This window comes from Aerococcus viridans, assembly GCF_001543285.1.
In the GTDB taxonomy this organism is placed as follows: Bacteria; Bacillota; Bacilli; order Lactobacillales; family Aerococcaceae; genus Aerococcus; species Aerococcus viridans.
On sequence record NZ_CP014164.1, the window covers coordinates 325,395 to 350,164 of the forward strand.

A 24,770-nucleotide genomic window follows, 5' to 3' on the forward strand; every position below is an offset into this window, starting at 1 on the left:
TATGTAATGGATATTGAAAAAGCAGTAACTATCTACAATCAAAATACTGGTATTAAAGTAATGGTGTTCAATCCTATCAGTAACACGATCTGGTGCGAGATTCATCCAAGCGAAGATGAGTGTATCAGTTACATGGATAATGACACGCTTATTCTATTTACTGGCAAGGGACTGGAATTGACCGATATTGAAACGGTATCTAAAGCAATCGATAACTACAAAAGGACAATAGATGATATTTGCCTTGTAGGGTTACAAACATATTCAGATTATAGATTTTACTAAGGATGGTGGAAAAATGAACCAACAACACTTTCAAAAATACAGTAGTTATATGGACCAATACAAAAATGATACGCTAATTTATAGCTTCGGAGATTTTGACATTTACCAAGATGAATTGGATAGTTATCAATTTTGGAAAGTCCACCATGAGAACATTCCATCGTGGCAATACTCACTCAAAGCAAATGGAGCTGGTAGCGTGTATCTATTTGAAGATGAAGCGACTTCATTCATGAGTGGGATTATCGAACTAAAAAATAATTATGATGAATTTGAAGAAATGTATTTGATTGATACATACTTATAGCTTGCTGGAGTAGCCTTTGAAATGGTTGCTCCTTTTTTTGTGCCATCAATAGATGGTGGGGGGCAATAAAATGTTAGGAGTATAGATTATTCAAATACCTATATTTTTGTATATACCTATATTTGCCATTTCCTTGCTTTCTAAGGCGTTTTACATATATCCAAGGTAAATAGCTTTCTTGATTATTTAACAAGCAAGAGGGTGGCAAGAATTGACCCGTTTTTGAACAAACCATCAAAATTTTATAAATATTGGATATAGACGAACTAATGTTCTATAATCTTGGTAGGTGGTAAATTATGGAGATTATAGCAGTTAAAAAAATCAATCATAACTTCAATATAAAATCATTTTTGAATAAAAAAGGGTATCATCCCAATACAAACTATACTTATTTTGATAGAATAATCTTCAATTATAAGCAAGCGGATGTGTGGCACTTATCCGTCCCCAAGCGTGATAGTTTCAAACTTGATATATTTTTGTTGGTAGTTACCTATGATGAACTAATCGTGATAGAATTGAAGCAAACCAAAATCATATATAATGAAGATATTATAAGCACGCTTGAAAATCGACAATAAAAAAAGCCACCATTCATTGGTAGCTGGGAACACATATATATGTGTGATGGGGAAAGCAATTTACAGACAATGAAGTGATGAAGTACCCACTTAGTTATTTTAAAACACCTATAAATCATTCTCACAGAATCTATATTTTGTTTGTGAAATTCATTCATAGTATAGGCGTACGAACAATGAATATAGCCATCTTTTTAGCCATCTTTTTTAAAATTTTAAGCATTCCATAGAAAACGTATTTTCTTATAAACCTTATCACATAAGGGTTTGTAGTAGCATGGAGCATTGGAAAACACCAACATACAAAAAATACGGTTTCAAAGACGAAAACGCAGAAGAAGCATAAGAAAATCAAGTGTGACATTTATGTCACCCATATTTTCCAAGAGTACCCATGTCGGGTGCTCTTTTTTTATTGGCTAAATTTATGGCAGCTGTCAACTTTTATAGGAATTTTACCTAATTAACCTTTCGTAAACATTTTGCACTTATTACGCAAACACTTGGTCTTTATAGTAGTCCTCATAAAGTAACGGCGTGTTTTATGAGGACAAACACAATGGAAAAATGATTACGATTCTGAACAACAACCATAAACAAATTTTTGATTAACATATCTGCTACTATTGAAGGTAAAACAAACTTGCACAAAAGTCAAAAACCTGCCACAACAGGGTGGATTTGCCAACAGTTACTATTTGCTGTTGGTTACGCTTATCAAATATCGATTTATATGTCTTTCCACCATGCCCTATGTGACGGGAAGGGGATTAAGCCCTTTATTGAGATCCTGACTTAATACTACTACTGTCTAATGGGCTACCAAAGTACTGTATCTAGAGTGGGTAATCGCTTAGCGAGTGATGCGCTACTTGAGGGTGGAGCAATCGACCCCTTCCTTTAATAACCATATGATAATGACCAAAGTAAGGATTTGGTCATTATCTCTCGGTATGCGGACCGGGAGATTCATGCCAATATCGCTACAGATATGCGGTCTATCATAGACGTTCCAAATACCTTTAAAAACTGGGTGAAAACATTGCTGTCTTCAACTTTGAATTGAGCGCTGATGATGTGGCTGAAATCGAAGCCTTGCATATGGTGGCATCTGCCCTTTTCGACTACTACGCCCCTGAAACAGTAAACTGGTTTAATCGGCCGTCATTAATTTTTGGAGTAAACCATCGACAATTTCACTGATTTAGTTGATAATAGACCTAGCTTTATTAAAATTAAATTAGAGGAGATGTTATATATGACAAAAAAACGATCGCAACTGAAAAGGCGCCTGCAGCTTTAGGACCATACTCTCAAGCAATTAGTGTAAACGGCACGGTATATGTATCTGGCCAACTACCAATTGATCCAACAACAGGTGAATTTGCGGCGGATGACATTCAAGGACAAACTCGCCAATCCTTAACAAATATTCAAGCGATTCTAGCGGAAGCAGGTCTAGACTTGTCTAACGTTGTGAAAACAACTGTTTTATTAGACAATATCGATGACTTCGCAGCTATGAACGAAGTTTACGCTGAATTCTTCACAGGGGTAACACCAGCTCGCGCAGCCTTTGAAGTAGCAGCAATTCCAAAAGGCGCGCTTGTTGAAATCGAAGCAGTTGCCGTCGAAGGTTAATGAAGGTTAACCATTGAAAATTCATTAAATATAGATATGCATAATTTGCGAGGGTAGCTTTCCAAAAGGAGGCTACTCTTTTTTGATAGTAAAAAAAAATCTTTTTCCAAAAAAAGCGACCTAACATGTCTGTTAAGTCGCTGTGGTGATTTATAAGATATCTTCTAGCGTTGTTTTAAAGGACTGCATGCCCATTTTTTCATAGAAGGATTTGGCTGACTCGTTGAAGGCCCAAACATTTAAGGTGATGCGGCGGCATCCGGTGTCAGAGGCTAATTCTTTAGTGGCTTGGTAAAGGGCTTGGCCGACATGTTTGCCGCGGACGTTTTGATCAACACAGATATCATCAATGTATAAGGATTTCTCGCCAACTAGAAACGCACTTTCAGCGGATTCTTGGTAAATCCCAAACATGTAACCAAGTACATGATTGCCTTCAACGGCGACTAAAAGTGGGCGTTGTGGATCTTCAATAATGTTCGCAATTTCATCCGAAGTATACTTAGGCGCTTCCTTCAGGATGTCTGGCCGAGCTTGGTGGTGAATCAAATTGACTTGTTCTAGTAGTTTTAAAATATCAGGAATATCTTTACCCTGTGCGAATCGAATATCCATATGTACCTCCAAGAGATTTAATAAGTCCATGATACGCCTTTAATTCTTATTGTCAAAGTGGTTATCCCCCCTTTTCTGATAGACAAATACAATCAAAATCCTTCAATTATTCAGTAGTCCTAAAGTGAGCGAAACAATTGCTTATAGCTAATGAAAAGGGTATTATTCGATTAGAAAGAAAAACTTGTTTTTCAAAGGACTAATTAAAGACCTAAAGGCAAGATTTGAGATGATAACAATGATTTTATATATGGAGGAATTTTATGTTATTTGAAAATATTGTAGACGCGATTGGTTATACACCCTTGGTCAAAATTAATGGTTTAGATGCAGATTCTGCCGATATCTATGTCAAATTAGAGAAGAATAATCCATCAGGTTCGGTAAAAGACCGTCCAGTAAAATACATTGTCCAAGACTTGTTGGATTCAGGCAAAGTATCAGTTGGCGGAACGATTGTTGAGTCAACTTCTGGTAATACGGGTGTTGGATTAGCTATGGTTGGTGCGGCTTTAGGCATTAATGTCGTGATCGTGATGCCAGAATCAATGAGTATCGAGCGTCGTCAATTGATCCAAGCTTATGGTGCGGAACTGATTTTGACAGATAAATCTGGGGGTATGGCATTGGCTGGTGAAACCGCTGAAAAAGTTGCGGCTGAACGTAATGGTGTGGTCTTTGGTCAATTTACAAACGGAGCCAATGTGACTGCCCACGAGGAAACAACTGCCAAAGAAATCTTAGCTGACTTACCGAATGTTGACGGCTTTGTGGTTGGTATCGGTACTGGTGGTACGGTTTCAGGTGTTGGTCATGTCTTAAAAGAGAAGAATCCAGCTACTGTTATTTGGGGTGGTGAGCCAAGTGATTCACCGCTATTAACTGAAGGTAAGGCAGGTCCTCATAAGATTCAAGGGTTAGGTGCCAACTTTATTCCTAAAGTTTTAGATCAATCTATTTTAGACAAAGTAGCGACTGTTTCAAATGAAGATGCGATTGCGGCAGCCAAAGAATTGGCGACTACTCAAGGGATTTTCGCTGGTTTCTCTTCAGGTGCTAATTATGTAGCGGCAAAAGCACTCGCTAAAGAGTTAGGTAAAGGTAAGGTTGTTGTCACCGTATTACCAGATTCAGGTGAACGTTACCTATCAACCGGCCAATTCGGTGATGGGCATGCTGAGTGATGAATTAAACGAAGCCCACCGCGACTTCGCCCAATATATCTATGACAACGATCCAGCGCCCCATTCCTTAGAAGAAGTCTTTCTATATCCAGGTTTTCAGGCAGTGGTCCGCCATATCGCCGAGCGGGACTTGTATTTACAAGAAGACTATTATGGTGCCCGGAAAATGGCAGAAGCCACTCGAAAGGATACAGGCATTGAAATCCATCCTGGTGCCCAAATTGGAGAAAACGTCTTTATCGACCACGGCATGGGCGTTGTCATTGGGGAAACGGCTATTGTTGGCGACCGGGTCAAGTTGTACCACGGGGTCACTTTAGGCGGGACTGGTAATGACAAGGGGGCAAAGCGCCATCCAACCATCCAACACGACGCTGAAGTGGGGGCTAACGCTACTGTTTTAGGTAATGTCACAGTTGGCCATCATGCCAAAGTTGGGGCCAATGCTGTTGTGATTCATGATGTGCCACCCTATGCGACGGCCGTTGGGGTACCTGCTCGCATAATTTTACATGACAAGAATTGGAACTGGATTGGGGAATATAGTATTTAACATAAGAGATGTGACAAAAGTCGCTAAGAATTGACGCGCTGGACCAAAACAATTACTGCAAGTAATTGGCGTATTTTGGGAAGTGTCGGATAATTCTGACTTTTGGAACCCGATATTACAAGTATTCTCAAAATGGGGATAAGTTTCATGACTCAGTGGATATGTGTGGTTAAAACCACCTTCATCCACAGTACAATAGGCAAAAGTGTCTTTTTTTGCCTGCAAATTGTGTATGAGTCTGTGGATTTGTGGATAAGTATGTGTGTAAATGGGGGTATTTTTGTGTAAAATTTGTGTAAATATCTGGATACTTATCAACAAGCTGTGGGAAACTTATGCGAAAACGGTTGAAAACTTGATAAATAAGGGTGGTATTTTTCAAATGGTGTGAATAAGTTGGTGGAAAGTTAAAATCCTGTCTGTGGATGGAATTTATGATAAAGACTTGGATAGCGGATGGTTGTAATATGTGGGATAATGAGTCTAGAACTTAATGTGAATGGGAAGTAGGTGTCTATTGATGAGAAGATTGGGCTTTCGTCGGTTTTTAGGACTGATATTATTGGGGATTGGGATAGTCATTATGGTCCACCAGGCTTGGCCAGTGGTACAGGTATATTTAAACCAGCAGGATGTGGCGGTAGCAAATTATACGGCAGAAGAGTTACAAGAAAATGCGTCGGACCAGTCAAATGGCCAGTTTGATTTCAATGAGGTCCGAAATGTGTCGGCGGTAGAAATCAACCAAGTGCGGTCAGATATTGAATCTGGCGAAGCGAACTTGGATATTTTGGGTGCTGTCGCTATCCCTAATGCCAATTTAAATACCGCGGTCATTAAAGGCATGTCTGATGCGGCTATGGTGTCGGGTGCAGGGACCATGTTTCCAGACCAAGTTATGGGCCAGGGGAATTATACTTTAGCTAGCCACCACATCGGCTACGGGACAGATATCTTACTGAATAATATTTCAGATTCTGTGACGGTTGGGGATAAAATTTACCTGACAGATTTGACTAACGTTTACGTATACGAAACTTTCTTCGTTGAAGCAGTGAATCCTGATCAAGTGCAATATATTTCGCAAGAAATGACGGGTGATCCTATTGTCACCTTGATGACGTGTACAGCTGATTTGACTCAACGGTGGATTGTCCAAGGGAATTTAACCGAAACAGTGGCTTTCGGAGAGGCGCCAGCTGAAGTGCAAGCATTATTTCAATAGTACATACCAATAATGATAAAATAATAGAAACAAAAAACGGCTAGCCCACTTGTAAAGGGTTAGCCGTTTTTGAATAGCATCCTATAAGGATAAAATTGATTTGTGGCCTTGGCTATAAGTGTTCAAGGCTGTTTGGAATTGGCCGAAGGGTTTTGTACCGAAATGAGCCAGCAAGTTTTGCCAGTCATTTTGCCATTCTTGCCCTAAAAGGGGGCCGTAGTCTGCCAGTAGATCGGCAATTTCCATGAATGAATTGGCTTGTAAGATGGCCGCATTCACCCGGTGATAGGAGACTAGTGTTGGTGCTGGTAGTCCTAAAAACCGGTGTTCGAATAGGTCTAAAAAGCTAGCAAAGTCGGGCGCTAAAATGCTGACTTGATCTAAGCCGACATCCATATAGGCTACGGCCGGTTCGCCTTTGTCACTGACTCGACTAAAGTCGAAATAGGCGACGCGGTCTTGATCTTCGTAAAAGATAATCCCCGTATCTGGAATGTTAGGTCGGTGGACGAAGTCCTCTTGCCTAGTGATGGATGGGATGTGGTAATCGGCGCCTGGTTTCTGTTCGTACATGCCGGCGATATAAGGGATGTAGACGGCGGTAAGAGCGTCTCGACTTGGGCGTTTACTTGCCACGTAACTGTGTGAGGTGTAGCCCCCATTTTGTTGGTTGACCAGATTATGATAAGAAATTGGTAAATCTGCGATAGAATACTGTTTATATATTGGTGATTTAGGTAAATAAGTGTAAAATTGTTTTTGCAATGGAGATGCAATCAAGTGCATGTTGAAAAGCCTCCTTAAAGATTTGACTATCAATCATTGGTATTTTAAAGCTTTTATCTGACGAAAGATAGTGTTTTGAAACGTAATTTGATAAAATATTTACTGGAATAAGAGGTGCACAGCTGTGACAAATGACTATATATACATTTTTACAAACCCTATCTCGAATCAGGTACAATCATTAGGAGTGGGTCTGAAATATTTTACAAGTGCGGTAAATACAGTACCAAATAACTTGTTACTCATCAAGAATCCAAACCATTTAGGCCGTTTTGATGAATTTACCCGTTTCCATATAGTGAGCGGACACGAGGCTGTGAAAGACTTTATTGATGGTCAAGCCAACGAAGTCCAAGCCAAAACCAAATGGATTGATTTTAAATATGAATCCCTATTCCAGCAGCTATCTGACCAGGAAATTGCGGAGCTTTTATTTTTAGGCCATATGGATGCACCGTTGAACCAGCCGACTTTCTATAAGTTGGGTAACCGATTTACCTTTTTCGGTTCAACCTATCCGAATTCATACCCAACAACTAAAATGTACTACCGTGACATTCACGACTTCTTCAGACAACTAGGCTATGTCTTAGCTGAAAAAGTGACTGAAGACTTACAAGAGCAAAAGCCAATGTTTTTATTCCGCAAGAAGACGGTCATGAAAACAGTCAAGTCAGTCCCCATACCGGCCAAGCCAATTTTGGGTCATTTGGCACGGTTAAGTCACGACGGTATCGTCATTACCTTTGAAGGGGCTGATCATGTCGACGCCAACAAACGTGAATTTCGCGTATACCTCGCTGAAGATAACCCGCGTTTTGTTGAAACAGACAAGGCCTTGCATTTATTATTTGGCAGACTCACCTATGATTTAACAACAGAAACTTGGGACTTCCAAGCATAAAAACTGATAGATTTTAAAACGACAGACAATTAACGGAGGAATTTTCATGGAAATTATCGTTTTATTCGGTGGAAAAAGTGCGGAGCATGATATTTCTATCTTAACCGCAACAGCCATCATGCAAAATATTCAATACGATCGCCATAGCGTAACACCGGTATATATTGACCGCCAAGGCCACTGGTTTAAAGGTAGCAACATGACAGAAAAACCAGATGCGCAAGTAAACTTTCAGCTAGACCAAGTGGGCCAAGCGATCGTGCCTACTGATGTTTTGCTAGAAGGGACTGACCAAATCGTCTTCCCAGCACTACACGGACCGAACGGGGAAGACGGGACCATTCAAGGTTTATTCGAAAGTTTAAACGTGGCTTACGTTGGTGCAGGCGTCTTAGCGTCGTCGGCTGGTATGGATAAGATTGTCTCAAAACACTTGCTCAATCAAGCGGGCTTACCGCAAGTGCCATTTGTGGCCCTAACTTCATATGAATGGGAGAAGGACCAGGAAGTGGCCATTGAAAAAGTAACCAATGAACTGGCATACCCAGTATTTGTGAAACCAGCCAATATGGGGTCAAGCGTTGGGGTATCTGAAGCGATTGATGATGCTTCATTATTAGCAGCCTTAACCTTAGCTTTCCGTTATGACCGCCGTGTTTTAGTTGAAACCAGCGTGCAAAATCCGCGTGAAGTGGAACTAGCAATCTTGGGGAACGACGAAGTTTTCGTTTCAGTACCTGGTGAATTAGCAAAAGGGCAAGGTTTCTACAACTATGAAGAGAAATACTTGAAAAATACCACTGAGATGATCATTCCGGCAGCGATTGACGAGCCAACGGTGGCGAAATTGCAAGACTATGCACGTAAGGCTTTCCTAGCCTTAGACGGGTCAGGTTTATCGCGGGCGGACTTTTTCCTAACTGAAACTGGTGAAATTTATATTAATGAGGTCAACACCTTACCAGGCTTCACCCAATTTTCTATGTACCCATCTTTGTGGGAAGCGAGCGGCAAATCTTACGCTGATTTATTAGAAGAATTGATTCAATTAGGATTAAGTCGCTATAATAAGAAACAAAGTATTCAGCAGTCACTCTAGTCACTGTAGCAAGTCTGATAGGATACATTAAATAAGTAGTCTAAATAGTCACTAAATCACAGAAGCGATTACAGCTAAGGCGCTGGATGCAAGAATGAGCGACCTTTAATAGTTAGAGAGGTAAGTATGAAACCAACACAAATTAAAGATATCGTAAAAGCTGTTGAGGCCATTGATTTCACATCAACAGCTCGGTTTACAGAAATTGATTCAGTTGAATTCGATTCACGATTAATTACCCCAGGCGCCCTGTTTGTACCCTTGAAAGGTGCGACAGATGGCCATTCTTATATTGATAAAGCCATTGAGAACGGGGCGGTTGCGGCCTTATGGTCGAACGATCCCAATGAAGCGCCTGTTGGTTTTCCAATTATTCAAGTAGAAGATACCCTGGTTGCCATGCAGGCGTTTGCCAAGGCTTACCTAGGATGGATCAAGCCGAAAGTGGTTGGGATTACTGGTTCTTCTGGTAAAACAACTACCAAAGATATGACGGCAGCAGCCCTATCGACGGCCCTGAAAGTCCACAAGACAAACGGTAACTACAACAATGATATTGGTTTACCTAAAACCATCCTAGATATGCCAGAAGATACAGAAGTCATTGTACTAGAAATGGGTATGTCAGGTGCTGGTGAGATTTCCTTCTTAAGTAAATTGGCGGAACCGGATGTTGTGGTCATTACCATGATTGGGGAAAACCACATCGAATTCCTAGGGTCACGAGAAAATATTGCCAAAGCTAAGTTGGAAATTTTAGATGGATTGAAAGAAGAAGGAACGTTTATTTATCCAGGGGACGAGCCTTTAATTGTCGACCAAATGCCAACCGATTTAAAGCAATCGACTTTAACAATAGGCTTAAATGATGATCATGATATCTTCGCCTTTGACGTGATGATGGATCAATTCCAATCGACCTTCTATACCAATTTGTCACCTGAATTAAAAATGGAAATTCCTTTATCAGGTGGCTATAACGTACAGAACGCCTTATATGCCTTAGGGGTTGCCTACTCATTTGGTTTATCAATGGAGCAAGTTCGTCCTAATTTAGCTGAGTTTTCAATTACGCCTGATCGTGGTTCGTGGGAACGTGGCATTTTAGATACGCAAATCTTAAATGATACTTACAATGCGAGCCCTTCAGCTATGAAAGCTGTCATTCGCAACTTCTCGGCTATTGCTTCAAAAGGCATGTCGCAAAAGATTTTAGTCTTAGGAGACATGTTAGAGCTGGGTGCTTTCTCTGATGAATTGCATAGAGAGATTGCTACTGTTATTGGTTTGAATACCTTCAAGCATGTATTTTTATATGGGCCGCGTATCCAACCCCTAGTGGATGCTTTGATTGAAAAGGGGATGCATCCAGATTTAATTACATATATTGAGTCAGACAAGGAAGCCTTGATTGAACAAGTTAAAGCCATTTTGCAGCCAGAGGACAAGGTCTTAGTGAAGGCAAGTAATGGGATGGGCTTAATTGAGTTAGTGGAAGCGTTAAGAATCGCTTCACCGGAAGAATAGTAGGCCATGAAGCCTGTTAGTGTTTAAATTAAACTCTAGTGAGATTTGTGCTTTTCGTTTGTATCTCGCCTTTAGATGTGCTATATTATATTAGCTTGAGTATGTTTAGAGGAGTAGCGGAAATTCTGCTACTAAAGTAATCAATATCAGTTGGAAATAGTCGAGCCTGATGCATTTGGCATACTCGGCTATTTTTGTTATGTGAAAAGCTTTTTCACAGAGATAAATAGTTCACTCAAGTAGAAAAAGGAGAGACTAGATGAAATTTAATGAAATGAATCTATCAAAGCCACTGCTTCGCGCGATCGAAGAGATGGGTTTTGAGGAAGCAACACCCATCCAAGCACAAACGATTCCGATGGCACTTGAGGGGAAAGATGTCTTTGGACAAGCCCAAACAGGTACTGGTAAAACAGCCGCTTTTGGTTTGCCATTACTAGAAAAAGTACATGAAACTGGTGGCGTACAAGCCCTAATTATTGAACCAACTCGTGAATTAGCTGTGCAAACAGGTGAAGAATTATACCGCCTTGGTAAATTTAAAGGGATCCACACAACAACTGTATACGGTGGTGCGTCAATCGGACACCAAATCAAATTATTGAAGAAAAACCCACCAGTTGTAATTGGTACACCAGGTCGTATCTTAGACCTTATCAAACGTGGCGTGTTGAAATTAAACAATGTGGAAACATTGGTATTAGATGAAGCAGACGAAATGTTGAAAATGGGCTTTGTTGAAGATATCGAATCAATTATTCGTGAATTACCGACAGAACGCCAAACGCTACTTTTCTCTGCAACAGTACCGCAAGAGATCAAACGTATTGCAGATAACTTCATGAATGACCCAGCAACTGTTCATGTCAAAACAAAACAAATGACTGCGGACTTAATTGATCAATATTATTCACGTTGTAAAGACTACGAAAAATTCGACTTATTAACACGTTTTATCGATGTGCAAAATCCTGAATTGTCAATCGTTTTCGCCCGTACAAAACGTCGCGTTGACGAAGTGGCACGTGGATTAGTTGAACGTGGTTACTCAGCTGAAGGTATCCACGGTGACTTGAGCCAAGATAAACGTTTAGGCGTTTTACGTAACTTCAAAAACGGTAAATTAGATATCCTAGTAGCGACAGACGTTGCTGCACGTGGTTTGGATATTTCAGGTGTAACACACGTTTACAACTTCGATATTCCACAAGACCCAGAATCATACGTTCACCGTATTGGTCGTACAGGTCGTGCCGGTAAAGAAGGTATGTCAGTTACATTTGTTACTAGTAACGAAATGTCTTACTTACGTACAATTGAAGACCTAACCAAGAAACAAATGTCTGCCCTACGTCCACCTACGACACAAGAAGCATTAAGTGGTCAATTGTCTAACGTAGTTGAAGTCGTTAAAGAGTTAATTGAAGTAGAAGATACAGGTATGTATCAAGAGGCAATTACTTACTTATCAGAAAACTACACTGAAGACGAAATTGCCTTAGCATTAGTTCGTTCATTAGTGAAAGATCCTTCTTCTGTAAAAGTAGAAATCACACCGGAACGTCCATTACCTAACCGTAACAAACGTAACTTCCACCGTAATGCGTCAAACCGCAATGCTGGCGGAAACCGTGACCGTAACGGTAAAGGCGGCGGCTACAAAGGCGACCGTAAAGGTGGCTACAAAGGTAACGCTAAAGACAAAAACCGTAACAACTACGACCGTAAAAAGTCAAACGGTGGTAACAAACAATCAAAAGGCAAATCAGCAGAATTTAAAATTCGTTAGTAAGGTGTAACAATAGTCGTTTAGACTTGTACCGCGCTGCAACAAGAGTCGAATAAACACTATAAGCGTTTAGCGTATTTTGTGAAGTGTCGGCCAAGTCTAGCTTTTGAAGCCCTATTACAGTGCAAAGTTTAAAAGGCTAACATCCGAACCCTTATAGACTTTCGACCCAATCAAACAGGTAAGTGAGGTTAAATGACTTCATTTGCCTGTTTTTTTTGCTTATCACAAAGGTGCAGTTTTGAAATAGATACGCTAAAATATAAGTAAATAGTTATTTAATAGATGATAGGAAGAGGCCCCATGATTATTGGTTTAGGAACAGATTTAGTTGAAACAGCACGAATTAAGGAGGCGATTGCCGGGAATTCACGCTTCGTCGGTAAATTACTCACAGATAAAGAACTCAGCACTTATCAAGAGATTTATAATGAAAAACGGCAGATAGAATTTGTTGCTGGTCGTTGGGCTGCCAAAGAAGCCTTCGCCAAAGCTTACGGAACAGGTATTTCAAGTCAGCTACATTTTCACGACATTGAAGTCTCTAACGATGACCAACGTAAACCCATCATTATTTGCAATAAGGTCACAAGTCCGATTCATATCACCATCAGTCACACTGACCATTATGCTACTGCAACGGTTATTATTGAGGACTAAGAGTTTAATTAAGAGTAACTAGTCTAGCTTTGATGTTATAAATCTTGTAGCTATCAGTTTTCAAAGTTTTTACATTTAAAGTGTACAATTATTGTATATTCAAAAATTTAAATTTTAGCCATAAAAAGGCGACCAATTCCTTATAACTTATACAATGTTAATTGCTAAGTTAATTTCTTTAAAAAGCGGATTTGTCGCCTTTTTAGCTAAATCAACTGTTATAAATTTGGTCATCTTTTCAAATTTTGATAGAGTTAAAAGAGACTTTTTTTATAAAAAGGCAAAAATTAGGAGGACTAAGTAATGATAGAGTTCAAGAATGTCGAAAAGGTATATCCAGGGGGCACAACCGCTGTAAAAGAAGCCTCTTTGACAATTGATGATGGTGAGTTTGTATGTTTCATTGGGACTTCAGGTTCTGGTAAGACAACAGCGCTACGGATGATTAATCGTATGCACGATCCATCAAGCGGGGAAATTCTGATTGACGGCGAACCAACAACTTCAAAAGATCCAGTAGAATTACGCCGCGGAATTGGCTATGTAATCCAACAAACAGGATTGATGCCACATATGACTGTATACGACAACATCGTAACAGTACCTCGTTTACTTAAATGGGATGAAAAGAAAAACAGAGATATTGCAGAACGTTTAATGAATCGAGTTGAGTTACCTGTAGAATACTTAGACCGCTACCCAAGCGAGTTATCAGGGGGACAACAACAACGTATTGGGGTTATTCGTGCCTTAGCAGCCAATCCAAAAATCGTTTTGATGGATGAGCCATTTGGTGCCTTAGACCCTATTACACGTGATGCATTACAAGAATTGGTAAAAGAACTACAAGTGGAATTTGGTTCAACCTTTGTGTTCGTAACACATGATATGGATGAAGCCCTAAACTTAGCTGACCGTATCGCAGTATGGCATGAAGGTGACTTAATCCAATATGATACGCCAAACGAAATTTTACGTAATCCAGCTAACGAGCATGTACGTGGTTTCTTAGGTGAAGAACGCTTAATGCAAGCGCAAACTGATTTCATTACAGTAAAAGAAATTATGATTACTACACCGTTAACAGCTACTTTAGGTATGTCTTTAGGTAAAGCCATTACCATCATGCGTGACAACCATGTCGATTCATTATTTGTTATCGATGATGACCACCACTTAAAAGGGTTATTAACATTAAATGACGTGGTTTCACGTGGTGCAAACACAAGCTTATCGGTAGCTGACGTAATGCATACAAATCTACGTCCAGTATATGAAGATGCTCTAGTGCAAGATACAACAACACAAATTCTAAAAGGGCGTATTCCAAACATGCCGGTTGTTGACCGTGCTGGTCGTTTAACTGGTCTGGTTACCCGTTCAGCATTAGTAAACCTTGTTTACAACTCAATTTGGGGTGACGAGGAAGAAATTGACAAATTAACTGATGAACCCCTATTTGAAAATGCAAAAACAACAGCAGTTCACCCAATTGATGCGCCTACTGAAGGAGCTGATAAATAATGCAAGAGTTTATTGCCAGCCAAGGTAGTGAGGTTATTCGCCTACTTTGGGAGCATATTTACATGTCACTGATTTCCTTAGGTTTAGGTGTTATTGTAGCTGTACCTTTAGGTATCCTCCTTTCACAAGTGCCCAAAGTAGCTAATATAGTGATTTCTATTGTGTCAGTTTTACAAACAATTCCAACGTTAGCACTTTTAGCTTTAATGATCCCCTTCCTAGGTGTTGGTAAGGTGCCGGCAATTGTCGCCTTATTTATCTACTCACTATTACCGATTCTCCGTAATACTTACTTAGGGATGTCAAACGTAAACCCAGATTTACTTGACGCTGCTAAGGGGATGGGGTTGAAAAGGATGCAAATTATTCGCCAAGTGCAACTACCACTTGCAGTACCAGTTATTATGGCAGGTATTCGTCTTTCGACGGTATATGTTATCGCCTGGACAACGCTTGCCTCATATATCGGTGGTGGCGGCCTAGGGGATATGATTTTTAACGGATTGAACCTATTTAGACCGGACTTAATTTTAGGTGGTACGATTCCTGTAACCATCCTTGCGGTCATTGTTGACCTAGTGATGGCGCGTATAGAGGAATGGGTTACACCAACAACCTCTTCTAAGAAAGGAGATGAATCACTTGCGTAAAATGAAATATCTTAAGACATCGATTGTTGCTGTCTTATCGACAATTATTTTAACAGCTTGTTCATTACCTGGATTAGGGGGATCATCTGAAAATGGTATTTCCATTGTTTCCGGATCAACAACTGAACGACAAATCTTAGGGCATATTGTTGAGGGGATGGTGCAACATTACATTGATGCACCAACAAACATTATTCCGAACTTGGGTTCATCAACGATGAACCATCAAGCGCTTGAAACAGGTAATGCCAACGTATCAGCAGTAAACTATACCGGGACTTCACTAACAGGTGAGTTGGGTATGGAAGCTGAAACAGATCCAGAAGTGGCCTTAGAAACAGTTATTTCAGAATTTGATTCGCAATATGATATGCATTGGTACACACCAGGTTATGGTTTTGCCAACACTTATGCTTTCATGGTTCGCCGTGAAGATGCAGAAGAATATGGTTTAGAAACAGTATCTGACTTAGAAGAATACGCTGACGAATTTTCAGTTGGTGTAGATAATACTTGGTTAAATCGTGAAGGTGATGGTTACAATGCCTTCAAAGAAATTTACGGTTTTGAATTCTCTGAATTGTACCCAATGACGATCGGTTTGGTTTATTCAGCCGTATCATCTGGTGAAGTGGATGTTGTATTAGGTTATTCAACAGATGGTCGTATCATTTCTGAGGACTTAGTTGTCCTTGAAGATGATAAACGTCTTTTCCCACCATATGATGGGGCTGCAGTTGTTACAAATGAAGCACGCGAACAGTACCCTGAATTGGATGGCATTTTCCAAAAATTAGCTAGTACAATTTCTGACGAAACCATGCAAGAATTAAATTTCCAAAGTGACCAATACTTACTGGAACCTCAAGTCGTTGCAGAACGCTTTTTAGAAGAAAATAACTATTTCGAAGATGCAGAACCCTTTATTGAACCAGTGTCGCAAGATAATTTAGGAGGTGAAGAATAATGGTTGACGTTACACAATTAGACTTATTTGAGCAAATCGTGTATTACTTCCAGCAAAATGGGATGTACCTATTATCACAATTCTTCCGCCAACTATTGATGACCTCTTACGGGGTAGTCTTTGCGATTATTGTGGCCGTACCCTTAGGTTTCTTTATTGCCCACAAGCGTAAAACATCTAGCTTTATCTTAGGTTTAGCCAACATTATTCAAACTGTGCCGAACTTAGCCTTACTTTCAGTAGTTATGTTAGTGATGGGTCTAGGACCTAACTTGGTAGTATTTACCATTTTCCTATACTCAATCTTACCAATTCTACGAAATACTTATACCGGTGTTATCAGTGTAGATGATACAATGGTAGATGTTGGTAAAGGGATGGGGATGACCCCTTGGCAAGTGATTTATAAAGTTGAATTACCACTAGCGCTTTCAGTTATTATGGGTGGTATCCGTAATGCCTTCATTACAGGTATCGGGATTTCCACAATCGGTACATTCGTTGGTGCCGGTGGACTTGGTGACGTGTTGCAACGCGGTGTAAATGCATCAGATGGTACTTCTATCATCATCGCAGCTGTGATTCCAATCTCACTTATGTCAATCTTAGCTGACTGGTTGTTAGGACTAATTGAAAAACGACTAGACCCTTCATCAACCAAATAATCTAGCAACAAATGAAAGGATGAGACTATGGATTGGAGCTTATTACTGCAAATCTTTCTCATCAACCTGATATACATCATGTTGAATACCATTCGGACCCTATTGACCATGCGTGGTTATCAAAAGATTGCGCCGATCATAGCCGTTGTAGAGGTAACGGTTTATACATTAGGTCTATCCATGGTAATGCAATACCTATCTAATCCGATTTACCTAATCGTCTACGCATTAGGATTTGGTGTAGGGATTTATTGCGGGATGCTAATTGAAACCAAACTCGCACTAGGCTACTCAGTAGTCGAAGTCTATGTACAAAATGATGACCATACCCTAGCGAACGCCTTACGTGAACGTGGCTATGGGGTAACCATTCAAGTAGGTTACGGCCGTGACGGTGACCGATTGATCTTAACAATCCTAACCCCGCGGTCAAATGAAATCTATTTGCACCGGACTATTGATGAAATTGACCCGAAAGCATTCTACCTATCTTATGATGCCAAATATATCCATGGCGGTTTCTGGTCTAAACGGGTAAACCCGCGTTTGATCAAACGGTCGAAAGCCAAAGACCAACAAACCGACAATATTGTAGTTGAAGAAGTAGAATCAAGAGAAGAGTACGTGGAAGAAACAGGTTATTTATTCGAAGAAGAGGTCAAACAAGAAACACAAGTCACTTCATTTGAACAAGAGTTAAATCAAGAATCAGATAAAAACTCAGATAAAGAATAAGTAGCGTATCAAAAAAGCAGCGACTGACCAAAAATCAGTCACTGCTTTTTTGATACCTAAACTAATGTCTTCAGTAGGGTGTGATAAAACTATAACGATAGGCATAAATACCTACTATCTTAGCTTGTATTATTGTCAAAGTTACTGTATTTTTATAACTGTTGTTCGCAACCATCCAACAGAAAAAAACTAGGAGGCATTTTTATGAAAACAAGAAAATTGGTGAACTCAGCTATGATCACCGCGATTTACATCGTTTTGATGTATTTCGTCCAACCTTTAGGATTCGGCGCCATTCAATTCCGCGTATCAGAGGGCTTGAACCACTTAGCCGTTTTTCACAAAGACTACAAATGGGGCGTGGTATTGGGGGTCTTCCTATCTAACCTAATGTTCTCGGCATCTCTAGGTATTTACGATATCGTATTTGGGACACTACATACATTGCTATCATTCTTAGTGGCCGAGTACCTATTCAGATTCGCTAAAGACATCAAACAACGCATGATTATCATCAGTCTGGTATTCTCAGTCATGATATTCATCATCGCGCTAGAATTATTCTGGGTGATCCAACTTCCATTCTGGTTGACATACTTTACTACGTTCTTAAGTGAACTCATCATCATGGGAATCACCGCACCACTATTCTACTACTTAGACAAGCGCCTAAACTTCCGCAAATTGATGGAAGGTTAATTGCTTGTCCTTTAGATGGTTGATTGCTAAAATATGTAAAGAAATACACTATGTGACCGTCTAATAAAGGTGGAGGGATAACGGATGCATGTATATCAATTAACTGTAGGACCTGTCCAAGAACATCCTTACTTTATCGTCAAAGGCAACAAGGATACACTGATCATTGATCCTGGTGACCAAACAGAAACAATCGAACAACTGATCGCAGAAAACCAGTTAAATCCAGTAGCGATTCTCTTGACCCACGCCCATTTCGACCACATCGGTGCCGTAGAAGACATTCGCGAGCGGTATAACATTGATGTATGGCAACATATCATCGAAGCCGACTGGTTGAAAGACAAGCAAACCAGAATGCCTAAAACCCATACCCATTATTGGGACAAAATGGGACAACAATCCGTTGCTGGCTTCACTTTTAAAACTGCACACGTACCAGGGCATTCCCCAGGATCCGTTGTATATATTTTTGAGGAAGACGGCTTCGTCGTTGCTGGCGATACCTTATTCAAAGGAACCATTGGTCGAACCGACTTAGATCACGGTGACAAAGATGCATTAATTACTGGTATCAAGCGTCATTTATTGACCTTAAGGGATGAAATGCAAGTTCTTCCAGGACACGGTGAAATTACTACAATTGGTCAGGAAAAAACGACCAATCCATTTTTACAAGGCAATCTCTAAAATAAAAACAATCATTATATCAGCAAAGAAAAACCTAGTCCATTGACGCCATTACGATAGTCAAAGGGCTAGGTTTTCTTGTGTTAAAATGCACACCTTAGCTTAAGGCGATTGATTTAGTATTACCAACAGAAAGAATCTTATAATTCTTCCGTTCAATCCTTGAGATAATTTTCTCAAGCGATTGATGTGAACAGTCACCTTTTAATGAAATGATGATATTCGATAAGTCAGTTTTCGGATCAACAGTCGTAACCACCGTATTGATAGAAGCAAAGCGACCGATAATACGGGAAATGACTGCTAAAGCACCTTGGTCTTCTTGGTTTGCTTGAATCGTTAAGACAAAACCGTCCTCATCCAAAGACCAAGCCTTGAACAAACCGCGCTCATAAGCCCGGTGAGTCAGGATGCCATAGAAGGTATGGTCTTCGTTCAAGACACTGATATAAGGTAGGTCCCGAATGGCAAAGATGGTTTGGAAGAGGGTTGAATTGGTATAGATGTATTTCGTTGCATTCTTTAAATGGTGGGTAACCGATACGTCTAAAGACTCGCCATTTAAAAGTCTCTTGTAAATGTGTTGTCGGTAAATGTTTCCGCGATACATCGTTCCGGACTGACTTAAGATCGGAAGGGACCGGAAATTATATTCTTTCATAATGTCTAAGGCTTCTTGTAAGGTGTTCGCCTCAGTGACATATTTAACGTCCTCCCGTTTGACACTTAGTTCCCGGATGTTCATATGTATGACCTCGCTCTTTCATTATATTCATATTCGACCCAATTATACCATAAAAATGGCAAAATCATGCTAAAGATTATAGTAAGGTTAGAATGTTGCGGAAATTGTTGCAAGTATTGTACAAGATGTTGCATGGGCAGCATATAAAAGTACGCTGAATATTCAATTCTATGTAAACGAAATCCCTACAATTAAGGTACCAGTGAACCTTCCACTCGCCTTAACTGATGTACCTCACGTACAAACTTACGTCAAAGCTTACGATGATAAAGACTTCAACTTAGACATTTTATTAGAAAAAATAGCGCAAGTTCCTGAAGTATTCAATGGTGTTGATCTAGTTGATTCGTTCGCTGGTTTCGAAGAGACGCGTTACGCTTCAGCTGCATGCGTGTGGGGTCTTTTTTTGATTTAACAGAATTAGAATCTGTAAAAATGAGGGATATTTTTTCTCTACAATTTTTTTAATTTTCTTGGTTTTGTATTCTTGCAAAACAGTTAATCAAAAATGCTTGGAAACAGGATGAGATCCGCAATCTTTAACCATACTTATAAGTTGAATCTTGCCTTTTAAACCTAGGGGTTGTATACTAAAATCAGATTATTGTACATTCATATAATAAAGGAGAGAATTCGACATTATGGGAGATCCTGGGTCCTCAAACGTAGGTGGACAGATATTATTAATTATTATTTTAACATTGGTGAATGCCTTCCTGGCAGGGGCTGAAATGGCCTTTGTATCTGTGAACCATTCAAAACTAGAAACTATGGCAGAAGAAGGAGATGTAAAATCCCAAAAAGTAATAAAACTTCTTGAAAGCTCTGATGATTTCTTATCAACGATTCAAGTAGGGATTACTTTTGCTGGTTTCTTCTCATCTGCAGCGGCGTCTACTACCTTCGTTTCTTATTTAGAACCGTATCTATCTGGTATTCCAGCAGGTGAGACAATTGCTACAGCAGCTGTAACCTTAATCTTGTCATACTTTACATTAGTACTAGGTGAGCTATATCCAAAACAATTAGCCTTACAAGTGCCTGAATCGTATGCACGACAATCAGCTGGTATTATTTCTGTGTTAAAAATATTCTTCAAACCTTTCGTATGGTTGCTAACAGCGTCAACAAATGTATTGAAGAAAATCACTCCACTCGAGTTTTCTGAAGACAGCCAACAATTTACTCGTGAAGAAATTCAAGGGATTATTAATTCCTCACGTCGTGAAGGTGTAATTGATAGTGACGAGTTCCAAATGATGCAAGGTGTATTATCCTTGGATACCAAATTGGCTAGAGAGGTAATGACTCCTCGTACAGATACCTTTATGGTAGATATTGAAGATGACAACCAAGAAATCGTAAATAAAATCTTAAGCTCCCAATATTCTCGTGTGCCAGTCTTTAAAGATGATAAAGATAACATTGTTGGGATTATCCATACAAAAGATATTTTACGTCAAGCGCGTAAGGTAGGTTTTGAAAATATCGAAATTGCCAACGTTGTTAAACCAGCTTTCTTTGCACCGGAAACAAGCTTTATTGATGATTTACTATTCGACTTTAAGAAAAATCACCAACATATGGCCATCATCAAAGATGAATATAATGGTGTAGTTGGTTTAGTTACCCTAGAAGACTTAATCGAAGAAATTGTCGGCGATATTGAAGATGAGTATGATGAAATTTCACATCTTTACAAACGCATCAATGATACTACCTACATCATCAATGGAATCATGCCAATCGATAAGTTTAACCAATTATTTAAAACAAGCGTAGAATCCGATGAGTCAGATACCATTGCAGGTTACATGATTGAAATTTTAGGTTACTTCCCTGAAGACCGAGCGGAAGAAGTGATCCGAATCGAAAATTATAAGCTAATGACTACGGCAGTAGAAAATGGCCGTATCCGTGGTATCCAAGTTAAGAAGTTAGATATCGATGAATTAGCTGAAGAAGTAGAAGAAGAAAATAAATAGCAATAAAAAGTTCGGAATCTTTCCGGACTTTTTTCAACTAAAGGAGTAAATATGACTGAAGCAAATCAAGCAAATCAAGTAAATGAAACGAAAGAAAAAGTAGTGCAAAATGAAATGATGGACCGCCCAGTAGTAGAAGCAGGCGTATTAAATTTCATGCGTACTGGACAAAATGACTTTCCAACACCACTAAAAGAATTAGAAGATTACGCCCATGAAAACCGCGTACCAGTAATCCCTCATGAAACAGCAGTTTTCTTAGATTTTCTATTAAGCGTTAAACAACCAAGGAAAATACTAGAAATCGGTATGGCCATCGGATTCTCTGGATCGTTAATGGTTTATGACCATCCTGAAAGAAGCTTAGATACCATCGATCGTTATGACAAAATGATTGCTGCTGCTAAAGTCAACTTTGAAAAATTAGGTGTAGCAGACCAAGTGACTATCCATGAAGGTGACGCCAAAGATGTATTGCCAACTCTAGAAACTAAATATGACTTTGCCTTATTAGATTCAGCGAAAGCAAAATACTTCGACTTCTTCCCGTTAATCATGGACCGACTAGAAGTTGGTGGCATCCTGATGATTGACGATATCTTCCAAGGTGGTACAGTCTTTAATGAATTGGACACTATTCCAAAACGAGTGCGTAAAATCCATAAAAAATTAAACCTACTTTTAGAGGAAGTGGTGGGTCATCCAAATTTAAAAACCTCTGTCTTACCTCTAGGTGATGGTGTCTTACTTGTAGAAAAAATTGATGATACAGATTTCTCTCACTTGTTAGAGAAAAACTTCTAAGAAATAATATAGATAGAAATTAAGTCGTGGAGGAACTTCACGGCTTTTTTCTTAACTTGAAAGTTGAGAAGGGAAAATTTGTCAAATATTTTTAATTCTAAACCATTGACTTTGATAAAATAGGGTGGTAATATAAATAACCAATAGCGGAGACGACATTGTGCGTTAAATACTATTGGAAAATAAATATTGACTTGGCTCTAAACTTGAGTTACTATGTAAAAGTTGCTTGTTGATATGGCCTCAAGTCAAGTGATATGATATTCAAGTCGTCAACATGACATCGTTTGTATAAAACAACAAAAACTTTTTTAAAAATTTTTGTTGACAAACATCGAATGAAGATGATATGATATCTGAGTTGCTAATAAAGCAACGAGATAGACCTTTGAAAACTGAACAAAGAAGACAAACCAAAAATTGTGTATGGAATCATTTGATTCCAACAATTAAAAGTAGTGAGAACTACTATAAATAAGTCAGCAAACTTTAATGAGCAATCAAGCTCATGAAAATCTTTCATGAGAGTTTGATCCTGGCTCAGGACGAACGCTGGCGGCATGCCTAATACATGCAAGTCGAGCGAACAGATGAAGTGCTTGCACTTCTGACGTTAGCGGCGAACGGGTGAGTAACACGTAAGGAATCTACCTATAAGCGGGGGATAACATTCGGAAACGGGTGCTAATACCGCATAATATTTTCTTCCGCATGGAAGAAGATTGAAAGACGGCTCTGCTGTCACTTATAGATGACCTTGCGGTGCATTAGTTAGTTGGTGGGGTAATGGCCTACCAAGACGATGATGCATAGCCGACCTGAGAGGGTGATCGGCCACATTGGGACTGAGACACGGCCCAAACTCCTACGGGAGGCAGCAGTAGGGAATCTTCCGCAATGGGCGAAAGCCTGACGGAGCAATGCCGCGTGAGTGAAGAAGGCCTTCGGGTCGTAAAACTCTGTTATAAGAGAAGAACAAATTGTAGAGTAACTGCTACAGTCTTGACGGTATCTTATCAGAAAGCCACGGCTAACTACGTGCCAGCAGCCGCGGTAATACGTAGGTGGCAAGCGTTGTCCGGATTTATTGGGCGTAAAGGGAGCGCAGGTGGTTTCTTAAGTCTGATGTGAAAGCCCACGGCTTAACCGTGGAGGGTCATTGGAAACTGGGAAACTTGAGTACAGAAGAGGAATGTGGAACTCCATGTGTAGCGGTGGAATGCGTAGATATATGGAAGAACACCAGTGGCGAAGGCGACATTCTGGTCTGTTACTGACACTGAGGCTCGAAAGCGTGGGGAGCAAACAGGATTAGATACCCTGGTAGTCCACGCCGTAAACGATGAGTGCTAGGTGTTGGAGGGTTTCCGCCCTTCAGTGCCGCAGTTAACGCATTAAGCACTCCGCCTGGGGAGTACGACCGCAAGGTTGAAACTCAAAGGAATTGACGGGGACCCGCACAAGCGGTGGAGCATGTGGTTTAATTCGAAGCAACGCGAAGAACCTTACCAAGTCTTGACATCCTTTGACCACCCTAGAGATAGGGCTTTCCCTTCGGGGACAAAGTGACAGGTGGTGCATGGTTGTCGTCAGCTCGTGTCGTGAGATGTTGGGTTAAGTCCCGCAACGAGCGCAACCCCTATTATTAGTTGCCAGCATTTAGTTGGGCACTCTAATGAGACTGCCGGTGACAAACCGGAGGAAGGTGGGGATGACGTCAAATCAGCATGCCCCTTATGACTTGGGCTACACACGTGCTACAATGGATGGTACAACGAGTCGCAAACCCGCGAGGGCAAGCAAATCTCTTAAAGCCATTCTCAGTTCGGATTGCAGGCTGCAACTCGCCTGCATGAAGCCGGAATCGCTAGTAATCGTGGATCAGCACGCCACGGTGAATACGTTCCCGGGTCTTGTACACACCGCCCGTCACACCACGAGAGTTTGTAACACCCGAAGTCGGTGAGGTAACCTTTATGGAGCCAGCCGCCGAAGGTGGGACAGATGATTGGGGTGAAGTCGTAACAAGGTAGCCGTATCGGAAGGTGCGGCTGGATCACCTCCTTTCTAAGGAATATAACGGAAACACAATGTGTTTGACGCTTCTTTGTTTAGTTTTGAGAGATTTATCTCTCTTGTATATATTT

Annotated in this window: 24 protein-coding genes, 1 rRNA gene and 1 pseudogene; 23 read left to right on the forward strand and 3 right to left on the reverse strand. The window is 40.1% G+C overall.

The features are described from left to right. The first annotated feature begins 6 nt into the window (after positions 1 to 6). The 4 genes from AWM76_RS01540 (at position 7) to AWM76_RS01555 (ending at position 2,817) form a co-directional block, all read left to right on the forward strand. Positions 7 to 285, forward strand: a complete 279-nt coding sequence (locus tag AWM76_RS01540) for a hypothetical protein (protein ID WP_003142251.1) — start codon at positions 7 to 9, stop codon at positions 283 to 285. Positions 286 to 298: 13 nt separating this feature from the next. Continuing rightward, complete coding sequence (locus tag AWM76_RS01545) at positions 299 to 592, forward strand: hypothetical protein (protein ID WP_003142249.1); 294 nt, start codon at positions 299 to 301, stop codon at positions 590 to 592. Positions 593 to 891: 299 nt separating this feature from the next. Further along, complete coding sequence (locus AWM76_RS01550; RefSeq protein ID WP_003142248.1) at positions 892 to 1,176, forward strand: hypothetical protein; 285 nt, start codon at positions 892 to 894, stop codon at positions 1,174 to 1,176. Positions 1,177 to 2,448: 1,272 nt separating this feature from the next. Further along, entirely contained in the window at positions 2,449 to 2,817 is a 369-nt protein-coding gene (locus AWM76_RS01555; protein WP_420869279.1) for a RidA family protein, read from the forward strand. Between the two features lie 150 nt (positions 2,818 to 2,967). Here the strand turns inward: AWM76_RS01555 and AWM76_RS01560 are convergent, their stop codons facing one another. Then, positions 2,968 to 3,432: a GNAT family N-acetyltransferase gene (locus tag AWM76_RS01560; protein WP_039935348.1), complete on the reverse strand. Its 465-nt coding sequence runs from the start codon at positions 3,430 to 3,432 to the stop codon at positions 2,968 to 2,970. A 263-nt stretch (positions 3,433 to 3,695) separates the two neighbouring features. Between AWM76_RS01560 and cysK the strand changes: the two genes are divergently transcribed. The 3 genes from cysK (at position 3,696) to AWM76_RS01575 (ending at position 6,394) form a co-directional block, all read left to right on the forward strand. Continuing rightward, the gene (cysK, locus tag AWM76_RS01565) at positions 3,696 to 4,616 is read left to right on the forward strand and encodes a cysteine synthase A (protein WP_003142242.1); all 921 of its coding nucleotides are present in this window, start codon (positions 3,696 to 3,698) and stop codon (positions 4,614 to 4,616) included. After that, positions 4,606 to 5,169 (forward strand): serine O-acetyltransferase EpsC, encoded by a 564-nt coding sequence (gene epsC, locus AWM76_RS01570; protein ID WP_039935345.1) that lies wholly within the window; start codon positions 4,606 to 4,608, stop codon positions 5,167 to 5,169. The genes cysK and epsC overlap by 11 nt, the downstream gene beginning before the upstream one ends. Before the next feature lie 520 nt (positions 5,170 to 5,689). Further along, the gene (locus AWM76_RS01575; RefSeq protein WP_003142239.1) at positions 5,690 to 6,394 is read left to right on the forward strand and encodes a class A sortase; all 705 of its coding nucleotides are present in this window, start codon (positions 5,690 to 5,692) and stop codon (positions 6,392 to 6,394) included. Between the two features lie 81 nt (positions 6,395 to 6,475). Here the strand turns inward: AWM76_RS01575 and AWM76_RS01580 are convergent, their stop codons facing one another. Then, complete coding sequence (locus AWM76_RS01580) at positions 6,476 to 7,180, reverse strand: SMI1/KNR4 family protein (RefSeq protein WP_003142238.1); 705 nt, start codon at positions 7,178 to 7,180, stop codon at positions 6,476 to 6,478. Between the two features lie 124 nt (positions 7,181 to 7,304). On the opposite strand from AWM76_RS01580, the gene AWM76_RS01585 reads away from it, so the two are divergent. The 12 genes and pseudogenes from AWM76_RS01585 (at position 7,305) to AWM76_RS01640 (ending at position 19,089) form a co-directional block, all read left to right on the forward strand. Continuing rightward, on the forward strand, positions 7,305 to 8,084 hold the full coding sequence (locus AWM76_RS01585) for a hypothetical protein (protein WP_003142237.1): 780 nt from the start codon (positions 7,305 to 7,307) through the stop codon (positions 8,082 to 8,084). A gap of 46 nt (positions 8,085 to 8,130) precedes the next feature. After that, complete coding sequence (locus tag AWM76_RS01590) at positions 8,131 to 9,183, forward strand: D-alanine--D-alanine ligase family protein (protein ID WP_003142235.1); 1,053 nt, start codon at positions 8,131 to 8,133, stop codon at positions 9,181 to 9,183. 126 nt (positions 9,184 to 9,309) lie between these two features. After that, positions 9,310 to 10,710, forward strand: a complete 1,401-nt coding sequence (locus tag AWM76_RS01595) for a UDP-N-acetylmuramoyl-tripeptide--D-alanyl-D-alanine ligase (protein ID WP_003142233.1) — start codon at positions 9,310 to 9,312, stop codon at positions 10,708 to 10,710. Positions 10,711 to 10,969: 259 nt separating this feature from the next. After that, entirely contained in the window at positions 10,970 to 12,499 is a 1,530-nt protein-coding gene (cshA, locus tag AWM76_RS01600; protein WP_003142232.1) for a degradosome RNA helicase CshA, read from the forward strand. A 303-nt stretch (positions 12,500 to 12,802) separates the two neighbouring features. Continuing rightward, entirely contained in the window at positions 12,803 to 13,159 is a 357-nt protein-coding gene (acpS, locus tag AWM76_RS01605; RefSeq protein ID WP_039935343.1) for a holo-ACP synthase, read from the forward strand. A 303-nt stretch (positions 13,160 to 13,462) separates the two neighbouring features. Continuing rightward, complete coding sequence (locus AWM76_RS01610; protein WP_003142229.1) at positions 13,463 to 14,683, forward strand: ABC transporter ATP-binding protein; 1,221 nt, start codon at positions 13,463 to 13,465, stop codon at positions 14,681 to 14,683. Then, positions 14,683 to 15,333: an ABC transporter permease gene (locus tag AWM76_RS01615; RefSeq protein ID WP_003142228.1), complete on the forward strand. Its 651-nt coding sequence runs from the start codon at positions 14,683 to 14,685 to the stop codon at positions 15,331 to 15,333. Before AWM76_RS01610 ends, AWM76_RS01615 begins: the two co-directional genes overlap by 1 nt. Further along, positions 15,317 to 16,300, forward strand: coding sequence for an osmoprotectant ABC transporter substrate-binding protein (locus AWM76_RS01620; RefSeq protein ID WP_003142227.1), 984 nt, complete (start codon positions 15,317 to 15,319; stop codon positions 16,298 to 16,300). The genes AWM76_RS01615 and AWM76_RS01620 overlap by 17 nt, the downstream gene beginning before the upstream one ends. Then, positions 16,300 to 16,965 carry an ABC transporter permease gene (locus tag AWM76_RS01625; protein WP_003142226.1) on the forward strand — a complete coding sequence of 222 codons (666 nt, stop codon included), beginning with the start codon at positions 16,300 to 16,302 and terminating at the stop codon, positions 16,963 to 16,965. The genes AWM76_RS01620 and AWM76_RS01625 overlap by 1 nt, the downstream gene beginning before the upstream one ends. A gap of 27 nt (positions 16,966 to 16,992) precedes the next feature. Further along, positions 16,993 to 17,529, forward strand: a pseudogene (locus AWM76_RS01630) (DUF2179 domain-containing protein); the annotation flags it as partial. A 375-nt stretch (positions 17,530 to 17,904) separates the two neighbouring features. Then, positions 17,905 to 18,399, forward strand: a complete 495-nt coding sequence (locus tag AWM76_RS01635; RefSeq protein WP_003142224.1) for a QueT transporter family protein — start codon at positions 17,905 to 17,907, stop codon at positions 18,397 to 18,399. Between the two features lie 84 nt (positions 18,400 to 18,483). Beyond that, complete coding sequence (locus AWM76_RS01640) at positions 18,484 to 19,089, forward strand: MBL fold metallo-hydrolase (RefSeq protein WP_003142223.1); 606 nt, start codon at positions 18,484 to 18,486, stop codon at positions 19,087 to 19,089. A gap of 97 nt (positions 19,090 to 19,186) precedes the next feature. Here AWM76_RS01640 and cbpA read toward each other — a convergent pair whose 3' ends face one another. Further along, positions 19,187 to 19,834: a cyclic di-AMP binding protein CbpA gene (gene cbpA, locus AWM76_RS01645; protein WP_003142222.1), complete on the reverse strand. Its 648-nt coding sequence runs from the start codon at positions 19,832 to 19,834 to the stop codon at positions 19,187 to 19,189. A gap of 202 nt (positions 19,835 to 20,036) precedes the next feature. Between cbpA and AWM76_RS01650 the strand changes: the two genes are divergently transcribed. The 4 genes from AWM76_RS01650 (at position 20,037) to AWM76_RS01665 (ending at position 24,690) form a co-directional block, all read left to right on the forward strand. Then, on the forward strand, positions 20,037 to 20,249 hold the full coding sequence (locus AWM76_RS01650) for a hypothetical protein (RefSeq protein WP_003142221.1): 213 nt from the start codon (positions 20,037 to 20,039) through the stop codon (positions 20,247 to 20,249). Between the two features lie 226 nt (positions 20,250 to 20,475). Further along, entirely contained in the window at positions 20,476 to 21,819 is a 1,344-nt protein-coding gene (locus tag AWM76_RS01655) for a hemolysin family protein (protein ID WP_003142220.1), read from the forward strand. A gap of 51 nt (positions 21,820 to 21,870) precedes the next feature. Continuing rightward, positions 21,871 to 22,623: an O-methyltransferase gene (locus tag AWM76_RS01660; protein WP_003142219.1), complete on the forward strand. Its 753-nt coding sequence runs from the start codon at positions 21,871 to 21,873 to the stop codon at positions 22,621 to 22,623. A gap of 517 nt (positions 22,624 to 23,140) precedes the next feature. Next, positions 23,141 to 24,690 (forward strand): 16S ribosomal RNA (locus tag AWM76_RS01665). The last annotated feature ends 80 nt before the right edge of the window (positions 24,691 to 24,770 follow it).